Annotated in this window: 18 protein-coding genes; 10 read left to right on the forward strand and 8 right to left on the reverse strand. The window is 72.3% G+C overall.

From position 1 onward, the window contains the following. Positions 1 to 265: 265 nt before the first annotated feature. Positions 266 to 1,747: an MFS transporter gene (locus CP976_RS13635; RefSeq protein WP_150480601.1), complete on the reverse strand. Its 1,482-nt coding sequence runs from the start codon at positions 1,745 to 1,747 to the stop codon at positions 266 to 268. A 61-nt stretch (positions 1,748 to 1,808) separates the two neighbouring features. Here CP976_RS13635 and CP976_RS13640 point away from each other — a divergent pair, with 61 nt between their 5' ends. Next, a complete protein-coding gene (locus CP976_RS13640) occupies positions 1,809 to 2,780 on the forward strand; it encodes a helix-turn-helix transcriptional regulator (RefSeq protein ID WP_150480602.1) in 972 nt (323 codons plus the stop codon). Between the two features lie 68 nt (positions 2,781 to 2,848). On the opposite strand, the gene CP976_RS13645 is transcribed toward CP976_RS13640, so the two are convergent. Continuing rightward, positions 2,849 to 4,921 (reverse strand): bifunctional glycosyltransferase 87/phosphatase PAP2 family protein, encoded by a 2,073-nt coding sequence (locus CP976_RS13645; protein ID WP_150480603.1) that lies wholly within the window; start codon positions 4,919 to 4,921, stop codon positions 2,849 to 2,851. Positions 4,922 to 5,208: 287 nt separating this feature from the next. On the opposite strand from CP976_RS13645, the gene proP reads away from it, so the two are divergent. After that, positions 5,209 to 6,603, forward strand: coding sequence for a glycine betaine/L-proline transporter ProP (gene proP / locus CP976_RS13650; RefSeq protein WP_150480604.1), 1,395 nt, complete (start codon positions 5,209 to 5,211; stop codon positions 6,601 to 6,603). A gap of 109 nt (positions 6,604 to 6,712) precedes the next feature. After that, positions 6,713 to 7,384: an O-methyltransferase gene (locus CP976_RS13655; protein WP_150480605.1), complete on the forward strand. Its 672-nt coding sequence runs from the start codon at positions 6,713 to 6,715 to the stop codon at positions 7,382 to 7,384. Positions 7,385 to 7,446: 62 nt separating this feature from the next. On the opposite strand, the gene CP976_RS13660 is transcribed toward CP976_RS13655, so the two are convergent. Beyond that, positions 7,447 to 7,839, reverse strand: a complete 393-nt coding sequence (locus CP976_RS13660) for an FHA domain-containing protein (protein WP_150480606.1) — start codon at positions 7,837 to 7,839, stop codon at positions 7,447 to 7,449. Between the two features lie 88 nt (positions 7,840 to 7,927). Here CP976_RS13660 and CP976_RS13665 point away from each other — a divergent pair, with 88 nt between their 5' ends. After that, on the forward strand, positions 7,928 to 8,335 hold the full coding sequence (locus CP976_RS13665; RefSeq protein WP_150480607.1) for a DnaJ family domain-containing protein: 408 nt from the start codon (positions 7,928 to 7,930) through the stop codon (positions 8,333 to 8,335). 22 nt (positions 8,336 to 8,357) lie between these two features. Here the strand turns inward: CP976_RS13665 and CP976_RS13670 are convergent, their stop codons facing one another. Together CP976_RS13670 and CP976_RS13675 are read right to left on the reverse strand one after the other, a co-directional pair. After that, the gene (locus CP976_RS13670; RefSeq protein ID WP_150480608.1) at positions 8,358 to 8,942 is read right to left on the reverse strand and encodes a hypothetical protein; all 585 of its coding nucleotides are present in this window, start codon (positions 8,940 to 8,942) and stop codon (positions 8,358 to 8,360) included. Between the two features lie 5 nt (positions 8,943 to 8,947). Next, positions 8,948 to 9,664 carry a hypothetical protein gene (locus CP976_RS13675; protein WP_190146801.1) on the reverse strand — a complete coding sequence of 239 codons (717 nt, stop codon included), beginning with the start codon at positions 9,662 to 9,664 and terminating at the stop codon, positions 8,948 to 8,950. A 168-nt stretch (positions 9,665 to 9,832) separates the two neighbouring features. Here CP976_RS13675 and CP976_RS13680 point away from each other — a divergent pair, with 168 nt between their 5' ends. Further along, positions 9,833 to 10,324, forward strand: a complete 492-nt coding sequence (locus CP976_RS13680; protein ID WP_150480609.1) for a GNAT family N-acetyltransferase — start codon at positions 9,833 to 9,835, stop codon at positions 10,322 to 10,324. Positions 10,325 to 10,342: 18 nt separating this feature from the next. Here the strand turns inward: CP976_RS13680 and CP976_RS13685 are convergent, their stop codons facing one another. Next, the gene (locus CP976_RS13685) at positions 10,343 to 12,394 is read right to left on the reverse strand and encodes an MDR family MFS transporter (RefSeq protein WP_150480610.1); all 2,052 of its coding nucleotides are present in this window, start codon (positions 12,392 to 12,394) and stop codon (positions 10,343 to 10,345) included. Positions 12,395 to 12,553: 159 nt separating this feature from the next. On the opposite strand from CP976_RS13685, the gene CP976_RS43685 reads away from it, so the two are divergent. Both CP976_RS43685 and cpt read left to right on the forward strand, forming a co-directional pair. Next, positions 12,554 to 14,698: a peptidoglycan-binding domain-containing protein gene (locus tag CP976_RS43685; RefSeq protein ID WP_150480611.1), complete on the forward strand. Its 2,145-nt coding sequence runs from the start codon at positions 12,554 to 12,556 to the stop codon at positions 14,696 to 14,698. A 27-nt stretch (positions 14,699 to 14,725) separates the two neighbouring features. After that, entirely contained in the window at positions 14,726 to 15,256 is a 531-nt protein-coding gene (gene cpt / locus CP976_RS13695) for a chloramphenicol phosphotransferase CPT (protein ID WP_190146800.1), read from the forward strand. A gap of 31 nt (positions 15,257 to 15,287) precedes the next feature. Here cpt and CP976_RS13700 read toward each other — a convergent pair whose 3' ends face one another. Together CP976_RS13700 and CP976_RS13705 are read right to left on the reverse strand one after the other, a co-directional pair. Continuing rightward, positions 15,288 to 15,947 (reverse strand): HAD family hydrolase, encoded by a 660-nt coding sequence (locus CP976_RS13700; protein ID WP_150480612.1) that lies wholly within the window; start codon positions 15,945 to 15,947, stop codon positions 15,288 to 15,290. 202 nt (positions 15,948 to 16,149) lie between these two features. Then, the gene (locus tag CP976_RS13705) at positions 16,150 to 16,731 is read right to left on the reverse strand and encodes a TMEM165/GDT1 family protein (protein ID WP_086604837.1); all 582 of its coding nucleotides are present in this window, start codon (positions 16,729 to 16,731) and stop codon (positions 16,150 to 16,152) included. 399 nt (positions 16,732 to 17,130) lie between these two features. Here CP976_RS13705 and CP976_RS13710 point away from each other — a divergent pair, with 399 nt between their 5' ends. The 3 genes from CP976_RS13710 to CP976_RS13720 all read left to right on the forward strand — a co-directional run bounded on the left by CP976_RS13710 (position 17,131) and on the right by CP976_RS13720 (position 21,691). After that, positions 17,131 to 17,775, forward strand: a complete 645-nt coding sequence (locus CP976_RS13710) for an HNH endonuclease family protein (RefSeq protein WP_150480613.1) — start codon at positions 17,131 to 17,133, stop codon at positions 17,773 to 17,775. 79 nt (positions 17,776 to 17,854) lie between these two features. Continuing rightward, positions 17,855 to 19,492, forward strand: coding sequence for an alkaline phosphatase D family protein (locus CP976_RS13715; protein ID WP_150480614.1), 1,638 nt, complete (start codon positions 17,855 to 17,857; stop codon positions 19,490 to 19,492). Between the two features lie 315 nt (positions 19,493 to 19,807). Continuing rightward, entirely contained in the window at positions 19,808 to 21,691 is a 1,884-nt protein-coding gene (locus tag CP976_RS13720; RefSeq protein WP_150480615.1) for an FAD/NAD(P)-binding protein, read from the forward strand. Positions 21,692 to 21,693: the final 2 nt, after the last annotated feature.

Consider the following 21,693-nt stretch of genomic DNA (forward strand, 5'->3'; position numbering starts at 1 on the left):
CACGTCCCGGATCGCCGCTGCGCGCTGCTGTTGCTGCGGCAGCCGGCCGGCGTGCGGGTGGAGGTGTCGGACGGTAGTGACCAACTCCCCTGCACACCGGCCTCGCTGGACGCGGACTCAGAGAACGGCCGTGGGCTCCTTCTGCTCGACGCCATGGTCGGCAAGTGGGGTGTGTCGCCGCGGCGCGGGGGCGGGAAGACCGTGTGGTTCGAATGCGAGAGCGAAACCGCGCCCGCCAAGGGGTGCGGTTCTCCCCCGCTCGGGTTCACTGGCCGACGTGCTCGGCCGCGGTCTTCGGGAGCGCGAGCATCACGAGTGCCGCCACGACGTAGACCACCGCGGAGACGACGAGGACGATGCTGAGCGCGTGACCGTAGTCGGCCGGTCCCGGTGCGCCGGTCGCCGATCCGGTGACGGCGGTGAAGAAGACCGTGCCGAGAACGGCGATGCCGATGGCGCCGCCGATCTGGTTGACGGTGGAGAGCACGCCGCCCGCGGCGCCCGCGTTGCGTCCGGGGATGCCGGCGAGGACCACGTTGACGAGTATGGGGGCAGCGAGACCGAGCCCGAGGCCGCCGACGAACAGGGCCAGGGCAAGGTGCCAGTAACCGGGATCGTTGCCGTCCCTGATGACCGCCCACAGGACGAGCTGGGATGCCGCGATGGTGAGCGAGCCGGTGACGAGCAGTGCCCTCCCGGCCTTGGCAGCGAATGCGACCCCGAGTCCTGAGGTGATGATCGAGCCGAGCGCGTAAGGCAGGATCACCAGGCCGGTCTCCCAGGCGGTGCGGTCGGTGCCGTTCTGGAGGTAGACCGAGAGGGTGAGGAAGTACGACCCGAGTCCGCCGAAGAAGAGCACGGACGCGCTCAGGCCGATCGCGAAGGCACGGATGCCGAGCAGAGCAGGATCGAAGACGGGTTCGCCCCCGCGGCCGGCGAGGCGACGCTCGTAGGTGAGGAAGATCGCCAGCACGGCGATTCCGGCGGCGAGGAGGGCGTAACTGGCCCAGATCCATCCCCAGGCCTCGGTCTGGATGATCGGCAGGAGCAGAAGCAGGATGCCCGTGGCCACGAGCAGCGCGCCCAGAAGGTCCGGCCGCGCGGTCGAGGCGGAGCGGGACTCCGGCAGCACCTTCGCGCCGATGATCAGTGCCAGGATCGAGACGGGCACGTTGATCCAGAAGATCGTGCGCCATCCCAGACCGAACACGTCCCCGTCGACGAGCAGCCCGCCCAGCAGTGGGCCGGCGACCGACGCGAGGCCCTGCACAGCCCCGTAGGCAGCGAACGCCTTGGCACGCTCGCCCGGCGCGAACGATGCCCGGATGATCCCGAACACCTGCGGGACCATGACCCCTGCGGTCAGCCCCTGCGCGGCTCGCATGCCGATGAGCATTCCCGGATCGGCGGCCAGGGCGCAGAGCGCGGAGGTGACCATGAACCCGGCCAGCCCGATCATGAACAGGCGCTTGCGGCCGTACTGGTCACCGAGCCGTCCGCCGGTGACCAGGCCCGCGCCCAGGGCGAGGACGTAGGAGGCGATCATCCACTGGATCTCGGCGTCGCCGGCCCCCAGGTCCTGGGCCACCGCCGGGGCCGCGACGGTGACGATCGTCGCGTCGAGAAGGTCCATGAAGGAACCGAAGAGCACCACCAGGAGCGCTGCGCTCGCGCCCGCGCCGGAGATGGGTACCGAGGCAGCCGCGGGTGCACGCCTGTCCTCTTGAGGGATCTGTGAAGCGGTCATGCCGATGACCATGACAGCTATAGTTGCCACCGAGTGACCGCTTTCGGTGAGGGGATGAGGCATGGCCGCCACCTCCGCGCGGACGCTCAAGCTGCTGTCGATCTTCGGGATCGGCGCGACCCTGACCGCCGAAGAACTCGCCACCAGGCTCGGGACGTCGGTGCGGACCGTGCGACGCGACATCGGCATGCTCAGAGAACTCGGATATGAGGTCGAGGCCGTGCGCGGGGCGGGCGGCGGTTACCGGCTCGGCCGCGCCACCCGGTTGCCGCCGGTCGTCTTCGACGAGGACCAGGCTGTCGCGGCGGCCGTCGCGCTCCAGACCGTCCCCGCGGTCCTGTCCGGCATCCGCGAGAACTCGGCCCGCGCTCTCGCCACGCTGCAGCAGGCGATGCCCGCCCGCAGCCGTGTCCACGCCGAAGCATTCACCGTCTCCGCGGCGCGCAACTACTGGGAGTTCCCCGCAGCGCCCATCGACGCCGAGATCGTCCGAGTCATCGGTGGCGCGATCAACCGGCAGCACATCGTTCGCGTGGACTACGCGGGCGAGGACGAACCCACGACGCTCACGCTGGAACCGCACGACCTCGTGGTGTGGGCGGCACGGTGGTACCTCGTCGCGTTCCAGCCGGACGCGGACCGGTGGCGCGCGATGCGAATCGACCGCCTCGAACCACGCATGCCCACGGGGAGAACCTTCGACCGCCGCGACGTCCCGCATGGCGACCCGGTCGCATTCGTCATGAGCACATACGACCGCGGCGACACCCCGGCGGAATGGCCGTGCCGCGGGTCGGCACTCGTCGCGCTGCCCGCGCCCGTCGTCGCCCGGTTCGCGCCCGGCGGATCGACGGTCGAGCAAGTCACCGACTCCAGCTGCCGGCTCACGCTCGGTGCGTGGTCATGGGCAGGGGTGGCAGGTCTGCTCCTGACGTTCGACGCTGACCTCACGAGCATCGAACCGGCAGAGCTGAGACAGGCGCTGCGCTCCTTGCACACCCGCGTCGACGAAGGACTCAGGCGCTCTTCGTGAGTTCACGCCGTCCAGCCGCTCACCGGAGTGCGGTGAGCGCCTGCTGACCGGTCCCAGGGTGCGAGTGGTCATGGACCGGCACTGACGGAGCTGTCGGCATTCTCTCGCGCCGCGGTCACGGCGTCCCGCGCGACCGCAGGCCGCGGCCCCGTCAGCACGTACACGAGCCCGAAGCCCACCCCGACGGCGACGGCCCCGCCCACCGCGTCCAGCACCCAGTGGTTCGCCGTCGTGACGATCGCGGACGCGGTGAACAGCGGGTGCAGCAGCCCCAGCACCTTGATCCACCACCGGCGCGCCAGCACGGCGATCACGACGCCGCACCACAGCGACCAGCCGAAGTGCAGAGACGGCATCGCCGCGTACTGGTTGGTCAGGGACGTGAGCGTGCCGTAGTCGGGCTGGGAGAAGTCCTGGACGCCGTGGACGGTGTCGATGAAGCCGAGCGTCGGCATCAGCCGGGGTGGGGCCAGCGGGTAGAGCCAGAAGCCGACCAGGGCGAGCAGGGTGGCGATGCCCAGGGCGGAGCGGGCCCAGCGGTAGTCGGCGGGGCGGCGCCAGTAGAGGAGGGCGAGGACGGTCAGCGGGGCGCCGAAGTGGAACGACTCGTAGTAGAAGTCGAGGAAGTTCCGCAGCCAGTCGATCGTGACGACGGTGTGGTTGGCCCAGTGCTCGAAGTCGATGTGCAGGGCGCGTTCCAGGCCGAGGATCTGGCGGCCGTTCTCCTCGGCCTCGGCCCGGCCGGCCGAGATGCTGCCCCCGGTGGCGGCGAGCCGGACCTGGGAGTAGGCGGCGTAGGTGACCCGGATGAGGAGCAGCTCCAGGAGGAGGTTCGGTCGGGTGAGGACCCGGCGCAGGAAGGGCGCGAGCGGGATGTGCCGGAAGCGGGCCGGGGCGGCGGGGGCGTACTCGGTGGGTGTCGGCGACCGGTAGTACGGGGAGGTGCGGGAGAGGAACGGCACGGCCGTGGCGGCGGCGAGGGCGGCGACCAGGACGAGGTTCGTGCGCAGCGGGTCCAGCGACGGCATGTCCGGCAGCATCATCCTGGCCGGCAGGGTCATGACCAGGACGACGGTGACCGGCCAGACGTGGCGGTCGGAGGCGCGTCTGCCGGCCCGGCCGACGACCGCGAGCAGCACCCACAGGAGCTGGTGCTGCCAGGCCGTGGGCGAGACGACGATCGCGGCGCAGCCGGTGATCGCGACGGCGAGGAGGAGCTGGCCGTCGTCGAAGTAGCGCACGGCGCGGCGCAGGGCCAGGACGGCGACGGCCGCGCCGAACGTCAGGAAGAACGCGGTCTCCAGGGGGCCGTTCAGGCCGAGCCGCAGCAGGGCGCCGTGCAGGGACTGGTTGCCGAGGTCGTCGGCCCGGCCACCGAGGCCGACGCCGGCCATGTGGTGGACCCAGTAGGTGTGGGAGTCGTGCGGCATCGCGGCCCAGGCGAGCCCGGTGCAGGCGGCGAAGGTGACGCCGGTGGAGAGGGCGGCGCGTCTGCGGCCGGTGAACCACAGCAGGGGCGTGAAGAGCAGCAGCGTGGGCTGGAGCGCGGCCGCGACGCCGATGAGCAGGCCGCTGGTCCGCTGGCCGTGGGCGGCGAAACAGCCCAGCAGGACGAGCAGGACGGGGATGATGCTGGTCTGGCCTAGCCACAGGGTGTTGCGGACCGGCAGGGACAGCATGAGCAGGCCGATGGCAACGGGGGCGGCCAGCAGGGCCGTGCGGCGGCCGATGGGCTGGGGCAGGGCGCGGGCGGCGATCAGTCCGAGGGCGACGACCAGCAGCAGCGTGCCGAAGGTCCAGCCCCAGCCGAGGGCCTGTTCGGCCGCTCGGGTGAGGGGCTTGAGGAGGAGACCGTTGAAGGGGGTGCCGGTGAAGCGGGTCGAGTCGTAGAGCGAGCCGTTCACGTGCAGGACGCCGTTGGGCCCGACCCAGGTCTCCAGATCCGTCAGCCGCTCCCCGCGCGGGGTGCCGAGCACGACCGTGACCTGCCGTGCGGCGAGGGCGGCGACGATCAGCCACAGCGCGAGACAGGCCATGCGCAGAGGTGCGCGGGTGGGCGTGCGGGTGGATGTGCGGGTCCTGCCGACGGCTGTCGCTCCGAAGGCTTCCGCCGATCGTCCGCTGCGCTCCGCATTCGCCACGCCTCGTCGACCTTCTACCCGGTATGCCCCCCTTCGTCCGGTTGACGATAGTGCGCGAGGCGCGCGGTTGCCTCTCGTGACGCGAGAAGGATCACATCAAGATCACGTGGGAACCGCTCCCAGCCGGGCAGACGTGCCTGCGCAGCCGGGATTTAGATGCCCCCTGCAACGAAATGCGTACGGCCCGTGATCGGCCTTTATCCGCCTATCGTCGCTTTTCGGCCCGTACGACAGCGCCGCCGCGCGGACCGCGTCCCTGTCCCCGTCGAAAGGTAGGCGAGCGAGTCTTGTCGACTGTCTCAGTCGTCGCTCCCGCGTCCGGCCTGAAGAGCCGCGCAGCGAAATCCCCCGGCACCACCGTCACCGATCCCGCACTCGTCAAGCGCGCCGTGAAGGCGGCCGCGCTGGGCAACGCGATGGAATGGTTCGACTTCGGTGTCTACAGCTACATCGCGGTCACGCTGGGCAAGGTCTTCTTCCCCTCGGGCAACCCCACCGCGCAGCTCCTCTCCACGTTCGGCGCCTTCGCCGCGGCCTTCCTGGTGCGTCCCCTCGGCGGCATGGTCTTCGGCCCGCTCGGCGACCGCGTCGGCCGCCAGAAGGTCCTCGCGCTCACCATGATCATGATGGCGGCGGGCACCTTCGCGATCGGCCTGATCCCGTCGTACGCGACGATCGGCGTCGGCGCGCCGATCCTGCTCCTCGTGGCCCGCCTCGTGCAGGGCTTCTCCACCGGCGGCGAGTACGCGGGTGCCTCCACCTTCATCGCCGAGTACGCCCCCGACAAGCGGCGCGGCTTCCTCGGAAGCTGGCTGGAGTTCGGCACCCTCGCCGGTTACATCGGCGGCGCGGGCCTGGTCACGCTCATGACCGCCCTGCTCTCCGCCGACGACCTGACCTCCTGGGGCTGGCGCATCCCGTTCCTGGTCGCGGGCCCGATGGGCATCATCGGCCTCTACCTGCGGCTGCGCCTGGAGGAGACCCCGGCGTTCGCGGCCGAGGTCGCCAAGGCCGAGACCGACCGCCCCAAGGTGCCGCTGCGCGAGATGATCACCGGCCAGTGGCGCGCGTTGCTGCTCTGCGTCGGCCTGGTGCTGGTCTTCAACGTCACCGACTACATGCTGCTGTCGTACATGCCGAGCTACCTGACCGGTCAGCTCCACTACGACGAGACGCACGGCCTGCTCGTCGTGCTCGGCGTGATGGCCCTGATGATGATCGTCCAGCCGTTCGCCGGCGCGCTGACCGACCGGATCGGCCGCCGTCCGGTCATCGCCACCGGCTGCGCGGGCTTCCTGGTGCTGTCGGTCCCGGCCCTGCTGCTGATCCGCGAGGGCAGCCTGCCGGCCGTCGCGCTCGGCATGGGCGCCCTCGGCCTGCTGCTGGTCTGCTTCACGGCGGCCATGCCCTCGGCGCTGCCGGCACTGTTCCCGACGAAGGTCCGCTACGGCTCCCTGTCCATCGGCTTCAACGTCTCCGTGTCCCTGTTCGGCGGCACGACGCCGCTGGTGGTCACGGCCCTGATCGGCGCGACCGGGAACATGATGATGCCCGCGTACTACATGATGGCCGCGGCCGTCGTCGGCGGTTTCGCGGTGTGGCGCATGGCCGAGTCCGCGGGGCGCCCCCTGCCGGGTTCGGCACCGTCGGTGGCCGGCCGAGAACCGTCGGTGGCCGGCTGAGACAAGACACGCCGGGCGATATCCCACTGACAGCGAACCGGTGCACCACGTATCTTCGTCACCGCCACTAGTTAGGGATGCTAACTATGCGTACGAAAGGTAGAGGTGCATGAGCGAGTCGCACGTCTGGGACGAGGTCGACGCCTACTTCACCGACCGCCTCGCCCCGGACGACGAAGCCCTGGCGGCCGCCCTGCGCGACAGCGACGCCGCCGGGCTGCCGCACATCAGCGTCGCGGGCAACCAGGGCAAGCTCCTTCAGCTCCTGGCCCAGATCCAGGGCGCCCGCCACATCCTGGAGATCGGCACGCTCGGCGGCTACAGCACCATCTGGCTGGGCCGCGCCCTGCCCGCCGACGGGCGGCTGGTCTCCCTGGAGTACGACCCCAAGCACGCCGAGGTCGCCGTCCGCAACATCGCCCGCGCCGGCCTGGACAAGCTCGTCGAGGTCCGGGTGGGCCCGGCCCTGGAGTCGCTGCCCCAGCTGGCCGACGAGAACCCGCCCCCCTTCGACCTGGTCTTCATCGACGCCGACAAGGTCAACAACCCGCACTACGTGGAGTGGGCCCTGAAGCTCACCAGCACGGGCAGCCTGATCGTCCTCGACAACGTCGTCCGCGGCGGCCGCGTGACCGACACGGAGAGCACGGCCCCGGACGTGACGGGCACCCGCGCCGCGATCGAACTGATCGGCAGCCACCCGAGGTTGAGCGGTACGGCGATCCAGACGGTCGGCATGAAGGGGTACGACGGGTTCGCGCTGGCGCGGGTGCTGGCGTAGGGCCGACGGTGGGCGTCCCGGGTGAACTGGGCCCAGATCTCGGCGGGTGCCCCGTCAGGCGCTCAGACCTCGTGGAAGAAGCCCACGTTGACGCTGCGCGGGGCGGTGCGGTCCTGGACGATGACCTCGCCGCTGCCGCCCCTGGGCAGCGGGACGGTGCCGCCGTAGGCGAGGGGCTGGACGTACTCCCCCACCGTGAGCCGGACTTCGGAGGACGGGTCGGGCTGGGAACCGCGCAGCCAGGTCAGATGCCAGGTCCCGTCGGCCCCGCACAGGAACTCCAGGTGGACGCGGGAGACGAACAGCCAGTCGTCCGGCGTCGACAGCCGGCACACCGACTTGTCGCGGCCCACCCGCAGCACGGCACCCGGCTCGCTGGGCGCGTCGGCCATGAGCATGCCGGCCGTGGCACCCTCCTCCGCCGCGGACACGGCGGCCATGGTGAGTTCGAGCACGTGCGCTCCTTCTGAGACGTCCTGGTGGGTCTTCAAGCCCGCCGCATGATAGAACGCCAGGCCGCACGGTGTCCGGCACAATGGGTTCATGACCGAGCGAAAGCCACCCGGCGTCGACTTCGAGTCCTGGGTCGACAAACAGATCCGTGACGCGGAGACACGCGGCGAGTTCGAGCGGCTGCCGGGGGCGGGCCAACCGCTGCCGGCCGATGTGGACTCCACCTACGACGAACTGTGGTGGGTCAAGCGGAAGATGGCCCGCGAGGGCCTCTCGGTCCTGCCGCCGACGCTGGCACTGCGCAAGGAGGCGGAGGACGCGCTCCTGGCCGCGTACGCGGCGCCTTCGGAGCAGGCCGTCAGGAAGATCATCGGCGAGATCAACGACAAGATCCGCGACATGATGTTCAAGCCACCGCCCGGGCCCCCGCTCGGTAAAAAGCCGTACGACGTCGAGGACGTCGTACGGCAGTGGCGGGAGCGCCGGGCGGACCGGTGACCGGGGCTCGGGAGCACCCGGCTCAGACGTGCAGCAGCCGTTCCGCCAGCTCCCGGTAGTCCTTCAGGGCCAGACGGAGCTGCTCGGTGTCGCCGCTCGACACGGGCTTGCCCTCGCCGCCCTCCACGGACTGCCAGGAGTGGCGCAGGGTGCGGCGGCGCTGCGTCACGGCCTCGGTGAACCGGGCCGCGATCTCCTCCAGCACGTGGTCGGCCTCCTCGACGGCGGCCCGGGGGGCGTCGACGAACTCGGCGACGGCGTGGTGCAACTGGGAGACGAGTTTGTCGGACTCGTCGTGGGGGAGCAGGTGCGTGCCGTGTGCTCGGGAGGTTCCGGGGGTGCCGGGGGTTCCTGCGGTCTCCGCAGTCCCGTGAGTCCCGGCGGTCCCGTGAGTCCCGGGGGTCCCGGTGGTCCCGGGGGTCCGGGAGGTTTCCGAGGTCCCCATTCCGGTGGCACGGTCCGTCGGGCCGTCGATGCCGTGCGGCGCCGTGCCGTGGCCGGTGCCCAGGGCGGTCTCGCCTCGGGCGTCGGGACCGGCGGAGCTACGGGCGTCGGGGCCGGCGGAGCCGCGGGGGTCGTCGCCGGGCGGTGGGGTCATGTTGGACATCGATCTCAACTCTCCTTCGCCTGACGTCGGTGGAGCGCCCACGGCATGTGTCCGTCGCGGGTGGCCGGGGCCTTGCGGCCGCCGTTCAGCCCGGCCTTGTGCCGTCCGCCCTCATGGCGTCCGCCCAGGTGCGGGCCGGCGGCGTGGCCTCCGCCATCGTGGCGGGCCGGCCGTACCAGCTCCTCGAACAGGGCGCGGGCCGCCACCATGGCCTCACGCATGTCTTCCGTACCGGTGCCGCCGTCCCGGGCGTCGTCCGCGCGCAGGTGCGCCGCGCGGTGCACGCGCCGGTAGCCGTCCACGTGGTGGGCGTGGTGCACGGACAGCGCGGCGAGCTGCTCCTCGTACTGCCCGCCGTCCGGGAAGCCCCGGGCGCCGGCGAGCTCCGCGAGCAGCCGGTCCGCCTCGGCGACCGCCTCCCGCGGCGAGTCGACGAACCGCTCCTGGGCGGCCGTCCAGCGCGCCTCGTACTGCTCGCGCTGCGTCGGCTCCAGCGCTCGTTCGCGCAGGTCGCCGTGGCGCTCCACGCGCTCGGCGAGCTCGCGCTCGGCGGCCTTGGCGTCGCCGTCGTGCCGGGCGACGGCCAGGTCGTACTCGGGTCCGAAGCGCCGCTTCAGGCTCGGGCCGCGCCGAGCCCCTCGGGCGCGCAGGGTCATGACGGCCGCGATGATGACGACGGCCGCCGCGATCACGATCAGAGCAATGATCAGGCCAGTGGACATGAATGCCTTCCGGGTTCTCGGCCCAACCGGCTCTCCTCGCGAGCCGGTTCGCCGACCGGGTAGCCCGGAAGCAGGCCCCCAAACGGCGCCCGGGCCGCCCCCAGGGCGCGCACGGCCCCGGGATATCGGGTTGCGGCCCTGGCCGGGCCCCCGCCGAGAATGGCGGTCATGACCTGGACCGTGGCCCCGGAACCGTACGACTCCCCCGTCGCCGCCGCCCTGTGGCGGGCGTACTACACCGGGGTCAGCGACCGCTGGTACCTGCTGCACGAGGGGCGCCGGACCGACCCGGACGAGCTGGAGCGGGAGATCGCCGCCCAGCCGGGCGCCGAACTCGCGCCGCCGCGCGGCCGGTTGCTGGTCGCCCGGTACGGCGGTGAGCCGGCCGGCACCGCGGGCGTACGGCTGCTGGACGGCACGACCGCCGAGCTCAAGCGGGTGTTCCTGCGCGAGTCGATGCGCGGCAAGGGCGGCGCCGCGCTCCTGGTCGGGGCCGCCGAGGACGCCGCCCGCGCGCTCGGCGCCGACCGGATCGTGCTCGACACCCGCGGCGACCTCGTCGAGGCCCGCGCCCTCTACGCCCGGCTCGGCTACACGGAGACCGAGCCGCACAACGACGAACCGTACGCCGAGCACTGGTTCACCAAGCGCCTCACCTGACCGCCCGCCGACGGCGCCTCAGCCGAGGTGCTCCACCGGACGGACCTCGGAGGGCCGCTCCCGCCTGGAGCCGCACAGTTCGCCGTTCAGCTCCCGCACGAGCTGCACCAGATCCGTCGGCCGGTCCGGCCCCCACCAGTTGCCGAGCAGCGCGGCGAGGGACTCCTCCCGGGCCTGGGCCAGCCGCTCGGCGACCTCGCGACCCCGGTCGGTCAGGATCATGTCGAGGCCCGTGCGCACGGCGAGCCTGCGCTCCTCGACCTGGCGTACGGCCTTCATGATCACGGCCAGCGACACGGGCGCCTGCTCGGCCAGTACGGCCGGTTCCACCGAGCCGTACCGCCTCATCCGCAGCAGCACCCAGCTCGCCGCGGGCAGCAGGTCGTAGCCCGCCCGGGCGGTGATCTCCCGGTAGATCTCGCGCCGCCCCGCGCGGGTGCCGAGCACCGACAGCGCGCGGCACACCTCGTCGTGCGAGGACCGCTGGACGGGGTTGCTGGCCAGGGTCTCCGTGACGTCGGGCGCGGTGACGGAGCCGCGCAGCCGGTCCTCCTTCAGGAACCAGGCCAGCACGAAGCCGAGGAGCGCGACGGGGGCGGCGTACAGGAAGACGTCCGTGATGGAGACGGCGTACGCGTGCAGGGCCGGCGGGCGCAGACCGGGCGGGAGGGCGGCGATGCCGCGCGGGTCGGCCTCCAGCGCGGCCACGGAGACGCCGGGCGGCAGCTGTGCTCCCCGGAAGGCGTCCGTGAGCTGGTCGCCGAGCCGGTTCGCGAAGACCGTGCCGAAGACAGCCACGCCGAACGAGGCGCCGATGGAGCGGAAGAAGGTCGCGCCGGAGGTGGCGACGCCCAGGTCCTCGTACGGGACGGCGTTCTGCACGATGAGCACGAGGACCTGCATCACCAGGCCGAGCCCGAGGCCGAAGACGAAGAAGAAACCGCTCAGCTCGGCGGTGGAGCTGCGCTCGTCGAGCTGGTGGAGCAGGAGCAGCCCGAGGGTGGTGACGCCGGTGCCGGCGATCGGGAACACCTTCCAGCGGCCGGTCCGGCTGACGATCTGCCCGGAGGCCGTCGAGGCCAGCAGCAGCCCCAGCACCATCGGCAGCATGTGCACACCGGACATGGTCGGGCTGATGCCCTGCACGACCTGGAGGAAGGTCGGCAGGTAGACCATCGCGCCGAACATGGCGAAGCCGACGACGAAACTGATCACGGCGGCGAGCGTGAAGGTGCGGACGCGGAAGAGCTTCAGCGGCAGGACGGGTTCGGCGGCCCGCCGCTCGACGGCCACGAAGACGACGGCGAGGACGACGCCGAGCACCGCGAGCCCGACGATCTGCGCGGACCCCCAGCCCCAGGTCGTGCCCCCGAGGGAGGCGACGAGCACCAGGCAGGTGGCGACGGCCGCGATGAGGAAGGTGCCGAGGTAGTCGATGACGTGCCGCTGCGCCCGGCGCGGGATGTGCAGCACGGCCGCGATCACGGCGAGCGCCACGATGCCCACGGGCAGGTTGACGTAGAACACCCAGCGCCAGCTCACATGCTGGGTGAACAATCCGCCGAGCAGCGGCCCGAGCACGCTCGTCGCCCCGAACACGGCCCCGAACAGCCCCTGGTAGCGCCCGCGTTCGCGGGGCGGGACGAGATCGCCCACGATGGCCATCGACAGCACCATCAGCCCGCCGCCGCCGAGCCCCTGCACGGCCCGGAACGCGATGAGCTGCGTCATGTCCTGCGCCATGCCGCACAGCGCGGAGCCGGCGAGGAAGATCACGATCGCCGTCTGGAACAGCCGCTTGCGGCCGTACTGGTCGCCGAGTTTGCCCCACAGCGGGGTCGCGGCGGTCGCGGCCAGCAGGTAGGCGGTGACCACCCAGGAGAGGTGATCCATGCCGCCGAGCTCGCTGACGATGGTGGGCAGCGCGGTCGACACGATGGTCTGGTCGAGGGCGGCGAGCAGCATCCCGAGGAGCAGGGCGCCGATGGAGACCAGTACGTTCCCGGACACCTGCTCCCGGTCGGCGGCGCCCTGGTCCGACACCTTCGTGACGTGCACATGCCCGGCCATGAGACCTCCCGAGGGTCCTGTGACATTTTCCATCGTGACCGGTGTGACGGGGTATGGCCCGCCGAGTCCTTTTGGAAGCTTTCATTCCGGGGGCTCGTCATCCGCACTGTGGAGAAGATCTGGATAATCTCTGGAGTTCGCGAGGGGAGGGAGGAACGCGTGGAACAGCCGAACGGCCACCCGTGCCCGGAGTGCGGCACGCCCAGACAGCCGGACAACACCCCGTCCTGCACCTGCACCCACCGCGCCGCGGAGGCCCTCCGCGACGCCCGCACGACCGAGGCGGCGGCAGCGGAGGACTTCGACCCGCTGCGGATCCGTCCCTACGTCGAACTCACGCCCGACACGCCCACACGGTCCCCTGAGAACGAGCGCACGCCGGGCCGGCCCACGTCGCCCTCGCACACGGACGCGCCCACGCGGGCAGGCGACAACCCCGCGCGGCGGACCCGCGCGGACGGCCCGTCCACGCCCTCACACGCGACGGCCTCGGGCCCCGAGCAGCCCACCCGGGCGGCCAACGGCACCCCACGGCGACCACACGCCGCCGGAAGGCCCGCGTCTACAGGGGCCTCCCACACCGAGCCCCCGGCGCAGCCCTCCGAAGGCGCCCCGCGCCGGACACCCGGGGGCCCGATCGACGACGCCCCGCGACCGCCCCGGACCCACCCGGCGGGACCGCGGCACGCGGACGGTCCCGCCCGGGCGGGAGAAAGGGCCCCCCGAGGCAGCCACGCGGACGGTCCGACCACGCCCGCGGAGGCCCTGCGCGTCGAGTTCCCGGCGCGGGCAACCGAAGGGGCTCCACGACGGGGCCCTGGGCGGGCAGCCGACGACAGCCCGCTACCGCCCCAGACCCACCCGGCGGAGCCCCCGCACACCCACGACCCCGCCCAGCCGTCCCCGGCGAACCGTTCCGCCTCGCCCCGCCATGGCCAGGCCGCGCCTGCCGACACTCCCGCCCGGGCGGGCGAAGGCGCTCCGCGACGGACCCGCGCGGACGGTCCGGCCGCCTCGCCGCACGCCGAGGCCTCGCACGCCCAAGCCCCCGCGCGGGCCACCGACGACGCCCCGCGGCGAACCCCCGGGCGGGCAGCCGACAACGCTCCCCCACCGCCCCAGACCCACCCTGCGCAGCCCCCGCACACCGACGGCCCCGCGCGGGCCACCGACGACGCCCCGCGGCGAACCCCCGGGCGGGCAGCCGACAACACTCCCCCACCGCCCCAGACCCACCCCGCGCAGCCCCCGCACACCGACGGCCCCGCGCGGGCCACCGACGACGCCCCGCGGCGAACCCCCGGGCGGGCAGCCGACAACACTCCCCCACCGCCCCAGACCCACCCCGCGCAGCCCCCGCACACCGACGGCCCCGCGCGGACGCCCGACGACGCCCCGCGACGGCCCGTGATGAACCCCGGGCAAGCCCGGCGCGCCGAAGGTGCCGCGCCACCGCCCTCCCCCGCCGACGCGACCATGCCCCTGCGCCCGGTCGACCCGGACGCGACCACCGTGCTGCCGGTCTCGCCGGACACTTCCGTGCTGCCGGCCTCGCCGGACACCTCCGTCCTGCCGACGCCCCTGGCCCCCGCGGCGACCGAGCCCAGCGTCACCGATCTGCGGCTTTTCGACGGCACGGGTGGACCGGACCGGGGCAGGCCGGAAGTGGACGAGTCCGGCCGGAGGCCCCGGCGCCGGCGGCGCAACGCGCTGCTCGCCACGGCCGCCGGGGCCTGTGTCGCCGTGGTGGCCGCGGCCGGGTACGCGAGCGGGATGTTCTCCTACGAGGCGCCGTCCCGGAACAGCGCGCTGCCGGACGACCTCAGGGCGAGCGTGCCGGACGCCCCGTCGAGCAGCGCGGCGTCCACGCCGCCGGCGGAGAGCGCCCAGGCCGCACCGCCGGCCCCAGCCGTACCGCCGCCGCCGGCCACCCGGAGCCCCTCGGCCTCCCCGTCGCCGTCCACGCCGAGCGCCTCGCCGAGCCCGTCGCAGTCGGCCACCCCGTCGGCGCCCCGGACGTCCGCCACGGCCACCAGTCCCGAGAGCCGGCCCCCGGACAAGTCCCGCCAGAACGGCGGCTCCACCGTCCTGCGCCCGGGCGACCGGGGCCCGGAGGTCACCGAACTCCAGCTCCGGCTGCGCCAGTTGTACCTCTACGACGAGGAGACCGACGGCGACTACGACAGCCGGCTCGAGGAGGCCGTCCGCACGTACCAGTGGTCACGCGGCATCCAGACCGACGATCTCGGCGTCTACGACCGGGAGACGCGGGCCAAGCTGGAGTCGGAAACCAAGGAGCCGTGACCGGCCCGAGCGCCCTACTGTGACGCCGTGACTACTCAGGTGATCGTCCTCAACGGAGGTTCCAGCTCCGGCAAGTCCGGGATCGTACGGTGCCTGCAAGAGGTGCTGCCGGACCCGTGGCTGGCCTTCGGCGTCGACTCGTTCGTCGATGCGCTGCCCGCGAAGCTGCAGGGCTCGGACGGAGGGATCAGCTTCGCCCAGGACGGCGGGGTGAGCGTAGGCGCGGAGTTCCGCGCACTGGACGCGGCCTGGGCAGAGGGCATCGCCGCGATGGCCCGCGCCGGCGCCAGGATCATCGTCGACGACGTCTTCCTCGGCGGACCGCACTCCAGGCAGCGCTGGCAGAAGGCCCTGGACGGACTCGGCGTGCTGTGGGTCGGCGTCAGGTGCGACAGCGCGGTCGCCGCGGGACGCGAGATCGCCCGGGGCGACCGGGTCCGGGGCATGGCCGCCTCACAGGCACACCTGGTGCACGAGGGCGTGAGCTACGACCTGGAGGTGGACACCACACACACCGAGTCCCTGGTGTGTGCGCGCACCATCGCCGCCCACGTCTGACCGACCCGACCCCTGATGACCGTAGCGTCCGTCACCCGACGTACAGACGGATCATCCCGTCCCCCGCGGCCTCCACGCGCACCTGCGTGAGGTCGTCCACCACCACGTCCGGCGCGTGGAACGCGGCCCGGGGCCCGACCCCGACCACCGTCATCCCGGCGGAGCGCCCGGCCGCTATCCCGGCCCCGGAGTCCTCGAACACCACACAGTCCGCGGGCGTCATACCCAGCTCGGCGGCGCCCTTCAGAAAACCCTCGGGGTCGGGCTTGCTCGCCCCGACGGACTCCGCGGTCACCCGCACCTCGGGCAGGTCCAGCCCGGCCGCGGCCATCCGCGCCGTCGAGAGCGGGACGTCGGCGGAGGTCACGAGCGCGTGCGGCAGCCCCCGCAGTGAGGCGAGGAACTCAGGCGCCCCGGGGATCGGGACGACACCCTCGGTGTCGGCCGTCTCCTCGGCGAGCATCTTGGCGTTGTCGGCGTAGTTCTGCTCCATCGGCCGGCCGGGCAGCAGCAGCGCCATCGACGCGTATCCCTGCCGTCCGTGGACGACCTTCATGACCTCGTCCCCGTCGAGCCCGTGCCGCTCGGACCAGCGCCGCCAGACGCGTTCGACCGAGGCGTCGGAGTTGACGAGGGTGCCGTCCATGTCCAGCAGGAGGGCGCGGGCGGTGAGCACGGCGGTGGCCGTCATCGGCAGCTCCAAGGCTCAGGGCTCGGACGAGGGCACTCGGCAGCCCCCGGAGGAACAAGGCGGCCCCGCCCGCCGGTCAGGGAAAACGGGCGAGGGCCACTTTGTTTCTCCACGGTACAAAACATCCCCGGATCGCGCCAGGGCCCCCCGCAGACGTTCACCCACCGTTCAGCTCGCCCCCGGCTCACCCGGTCGCCCCGGCTCACCCGGTCACGGCCTCCCACAGGCTCCACACCCCGAGAGCGAGCATCACCAGCGCCGCGATCTGCGTGATCAGCCGCAGCGGAACCTTCTTCATCAGCGCCTTTCCGCCGACGATGCCGATCCCGGCCACCGCCCACAGCGCGAGCACCGCACCCAGGCCGACGGAGAGCGGGTCGTCGTAGCGGGCGGCCAGGTTCGCGGTCATGATCTGCGTGAGGTCACCGAACTCGGCGACCAGGATGAGCATGAACCCCGCGCCCGAGACCTTCCAGAAGGACTGGTTCTCCGGCTTGCGGACCTCTTCCTCGTCCTCGCCCTTCTTCAGCAGCAGGACCGCTGCCCCGCCCAGGAAGAGCACGCCCGTCAGCGCCTGCACGATCTGCTGCGGCAGCAGCGTGAGCACGCTGCCCGCCGCGACGGCGAGCGCGACATGCAGCGCGAACGCGGCGGCGACACCGGCGAAGACGTAGGAGGCGCGATAGCGGGTGCCGAGGACGAGGCCGGCCAGGGCGGTCTTGTCCGGCAGTTCGGCGAGAAAGACGACGCCGAAGACGACGGCCGTCACGGTCAGGCTGATCAAGGGTTCCTCAATCGGTCGGGGCCGCCCCACCGAGAGTGCTGGATCTTCACACACGACACCTCGGCACGGCAGCACACTCGGCACCCGTGCCGTGGGGCACGGGCGTGCACTGCTTGCCGAAGGTCTCGCTGGCGGGGCCCCTGGACGGACCAGTAGGACCTGCCTCCGGGCGCCGGCTCAGGCGGGCTGAGCAGTATGTCGACGGTCCGGCGAAGAGCTACTCCCCTTCTGCGCCGTCCATGGTACGCGACACCCCTGGAGCGAAAAGTTCCGCCTTAAAGCTTGTCATGTCATGCACGCGTCACTAACTTCTCACCGGGCGCACACCTCCCCGCAACACGGCGCGACGAGCATTCCCTCGCTCGCAGCCCAACGCCCCCACCCCTCAAGGGAGTTCGCATGCCGAAGTTCTACGCGCGTCGACGGCTCAGCATACTCGCGGGCCTCACCGGTCTCATAGCCTCGGCCGGCCTTCTCAACGGCCCGGCCGCCTCCGCCGCCCTGCCCACCCCCGTCAGCGGGGCCACCGCCCGCTCCTACCTCGCCTCGCTCACCGTGGCCACCGAGGACCGCACCGGCTACAACCGAGACCTCTTCCCGCACTGGATCACCCAGTCCGGCTCCTGCAACACCCGCGAGGTCGTCCTCAAGCGCGACGGCTCGAACGTCCAGCAGGACTCCTCCTGCGCCGCCACCAGCGGCAGCTGGTACTCCGTCTACGACGGCGCCACCTGGTCCGCCGCCTCCGACGTCGACATCGACCACCTCGTCCCGCTGGCCGAGGCCTGGGACTCCGGCGCCGACTCCTGGACGACCTCCCGCCGCCAGTCCTTCGCCAACGACCTGACCCGCCCGCAGCTCATCGCGGTCACCGACAACGTCAACCAGGCCAAGGGCGACCAGGACCCGGCCACCTGGATGCCCTCCCGGACGACCTACCGCTGCACCTACGTCCGCGCCTGGGTCCAGGTGAAGTACTACTACGGCCTCTCGGTCGACTCGGCCGAGAAGTCCGCGCTCCAGAACTACCTCGCGAACTGCTGACACGCGCGATTCCGTGTCGGAACCTCCCCGCTGACCTCCGTCGTTCCGTACCGTACGGGGCGACGGAGAGGGGGCCACGATGGCCGGACTGCGGCTCGGACCGCTGCTGAGGTACACCGACGGCTCGTCCGCGACCGTATGGGTCGAGACGAGCCGTCCGTGCACGGCCGCGGTGCGCTGCGCCGACGGCGCCGGCGGCACTGCCCCGACCTTCCAGGTGGCGGGTCACCACTACGCGCTGATCCCGGTGACCGGCCTCACGGCCGGTACGTCCACGACGTACGAGGTGCTCCTCGACGACACCCCCGTGTGGCCCCTGCCCGACTCCCCCTTCCCGCCGTCGGCGATCCACGCGCCGGGCAGCGAGGGCGGCCTCCGTGTCGCCTTCGGCTCCTGCCGCTGGGCCGCCCCTCCGGCCGGCGGGCACGACCCCGTGGGCCCGGACGCCCTGGACGCGCTGGCCACCCGCCTCGTCGCGGACCCGGAGGGCGAGCGTCCCGACGTCCTGCTGCTGCTCGGCGACCAGGTGTACGCCGACGAGACCTCCGAGACGACGCAGCGCTGGCTGGCGGGCCGCCGCGATCTGAACGACCCGCCGGGCAACGGAGTGGCGGACTACGAGGAATACACGCACCTCTACTACGAGTCGTGGCTCGACCCCCGCATCCGCTGGCTGCTGTCCACCGTGCCCAGTTTCATGATCTTCGACGATCACGACGTCATCGACGACTGGAACACCTCCGCCGCCTGGCTCGACGACATGCGGGCCACCGACTGGTGGCAGGAGCGGCTGCTGAGCGGCCTGATGTCGTACTGGGTCCACCAGCACCTGGGGAACCTCTCACTGGAGGAACTGGCGGCCGACCCGGTGTACGAGGGCGTCCGCAAGGTCCCCGACGGCACGGACGTGCTGCGCACCTTCGCCGCCCGGGCCGACGCCGACGCGGCCACGGCCCGCTGGAGCTACCGGCGCGACTTCGGGCGCGTACGCCTGCTGATGATCGACAGCCGGGCGGCCCGGGTCCTCGCCGAGGACCGCCGCGCGATGCTCGACCCGGGCGAGGAGGCCTGGCTGCGCGAGCAGGTCCTTGACAACCCCGGGTCGTACGACCACCTCCTCCTCGGCACCTCGCTGCCCTGGCTGCTGCCGCATCTGGTGCACGACGCCGAGGGCTGGAACGCGGCGCTGTGCCGGGGCGAACGGGGCGAGCGCTGGGCGCGGGTCGGGGAGAAGGTGCGGCGGGCCGCCGACCTGGAGCACTGGTCGGCGTTCCCCGAGTCGTTCGCCGGGCTGGCGGAGCTGATCGCCGAGGCAGGCTCGGGGCGGGACGCCCCGGCGACGGTGTGCGTGCTGTCCGGGGACGTGCACCACGCCTACATCGCCGAGCCCTCGTGGTCCGGGCCGGGTCCCGACGCACGGGTGGTGCAGCTCGTCTGCTCGCCCGTCCACAACTCCGTCCCGCTGTCGATCCGGATGGCCTTCCGCGTCGGCTGGAGCGCGGTGGCGCGCGCGTTCGGCCGTGGCCTGGCCCGGCACGGACGCCTCCCCCGGCCGCCGGTCGGCTGGCGCAAGACGGGCGGCCCCTGGTTCGGCAACCAGCTGATGACCCTGACCCTGCGCGGCCGTTCGGCACGGCTGCGCCTGGAGCAGGCACGGACACAGGAGGGAAAGGGCCCTCGCCTGACGACGCTCCTGGACTCCGAGCTTGCCCCGTAACGGGCCTATTACGACCCTTTCTTGCCCCGGTGACCGTGATGCTCGTGAGGCATCCCACACCGACCGTCAATCCTTGGCCACGGACCTCGGTTCCGGTCCCCGGCGACGGCATGATGAGGCGGACCGTCCGCTTCCCCACCGGCGGACCTCCGAACGCGCCCCACACGCCCGGGAGCCCCACCCTTGTCTGCGTCGACCGAGGAATCCGTACCGGAGGAATCCCGCCCGGAGGGATCCGTACCGCGGGAACGGCCGGAGGAACCCGTACCGCGGGAAGGGCCGGAGGGGTCCCTACCGGCCGAGGAATCCGCACCGTTGTCCGTCGCCCTGGTCGGAGCCGGGCCGCGCGGGACCAGCGTCCTGGAACGCCTCTGCGCCTCCGCCCCGGAACTCCTCCCGCCCGGAGCCCGGCTGACGGTCCACGTGATCGACCCGGACCCGCCGGGCCCGGGCCGCGTCTGGCGTACCGACCAGTCGCCCGAGCTGCTGATGAACACCGTGGCCTGCCAGGTGACCCTGTTCACCGACGACAGCGTGGACTGCTCGGGCCCGATCCGCCCGGGTCCGAGCCTGTACGAGTGGGCGCGCGGCACGCTCGGCCCGGACGAGTACCCGACCCGGGCGGACTACGGCCGTTATCTGGAGTGGGTGTTCGCCCAGGTCGCAGGGGACGCGCCGGCGGGCGTCCGCGTCGAGACGCACCGGGCCCGCGCGGTACGGCTCGACGACCCCCCCGGCGGCCACCAGGCCCTCACCCTCTCCGACGGCCGCACCCTGACCGGCCTGTCCGCCGTGGTCCTGGCCCAGGGGCACCTGCCGACGACCGCCGACCCGGGCCGGCGGCGCCTGGCGGACCACGCCGCGCGGCACGGCCTGCGCCACGTCCCGCCCGCCAACCCTGCCGACGTCGACCTGTCCTCCGTACCGCCCGGCGAACCCGTCCTGCTGCGCGGCCTCGGCCTCAACTTCTTCGACCACACGGCCCTGTTGACGACCGGCCGCGGCGGCCGTTTCGTACGGGACGCCCAGGGCCTGCGCTATGTCCCCTCCGGCCGTGAACCGCGGCTGTACGCCGGCTCGCGGCGCGGCATCCCGTACCAGGCCCGCGGTGACAACGCGAAGGGGGCGTTCGGCCGCCACGACCCGCTGGTCCTCACACCGGACGTGATCGCGGGCTTCCGCAAGCGCGCCGACTCCGGGGAGGCGCCCGACTTCCTGGCGGAGATATGGCCGTTGGTCGCGAAGGAGGTGGAGACGGTGTACTGCGCCGCGCTGCTCCGGCGGGCAGGAGCCTCCGCGCGACGGTGCCAGGAGTTCACCGATCACTTCCTGGCCGTACCGCACGGCGATCCCGAAGAGGCGGTGCTGCTGGGCGAGTTCGGCGTGGCGGACGCCGACCGCTGGTCCTGGGAGCGGATCTCCCGGCCGTATGCCGGACGGGACTTCGCGCACCCCGGCGAGTGGCGTGACTGGCTGCTGTCGTATCTGCGCGAGGACGCCGCGCAGGCCGCCCTGGGCAATGTGCGCGGCCCGCTGAAGGCAGCCCTGGACGTGTTGCGCGACCTGCGCAACGAGCTCCGGCTGATCGTCGACCACGGCGGCCTCCCCGGCGGCTCCCGCCGGGACCACCTGGACCACTGGTACACCCCGCTCAACGCCTTCCTGTCCATCGGTCCGCCCCGGCGCCGCATCGAGGAGCTGGTGGCCCTGGTGGAGGCGGGGGTGGTGCGCGTGCTCGGGCCGCGCCTGAAGGTGACGGAGGCGGACGGAGCCTGGGCGGCGCACTCGCCCGATGTGCCGGGTTCGGCCGTCCGTGTGAGAACCCTCATAGAGGCACGACTGCCGGAAACCGACCTGCGAAAAACAGCCGACGGCCTCCTCGCGGGGCTGCTGCGGACCGGGCAGTGCCGTCCGCACACCGTCGACGGTTATGAGACAGGGGGGTTGGATGTGACGCCACGCCCTTACCATCTGATAGACCGTCAAGGAGCCCCGCACTCCAGGCGGTTCGCCTTCGGCGTTCCGACGGAAGGCGTGCACTGGGTGACGGCCACAGGGGCCCGCCCAGGTGTGGATTCGGTCATGCTTTCGGACGCGGACGCGGTGGCGAGAGCGGCTCTACGTGCGGTTGTGACTGAAAGTGCGGCCCAACCGGAGGTAAACCAGTGGCCAAATGTTGAACTTGCAAGCATCTATTAGGC

Origin of the sequence: Streptomyces coeruleorubidus (genome assembly GCF_008705135.1) — a bacterium.
Taxonomy (GTDB): Bacteria; Actinomycetota; Actinomycetes; order Streptomycetales; family Streptomycetaceae; genus Streptomyces; species Streptomyces coeruleofuscus.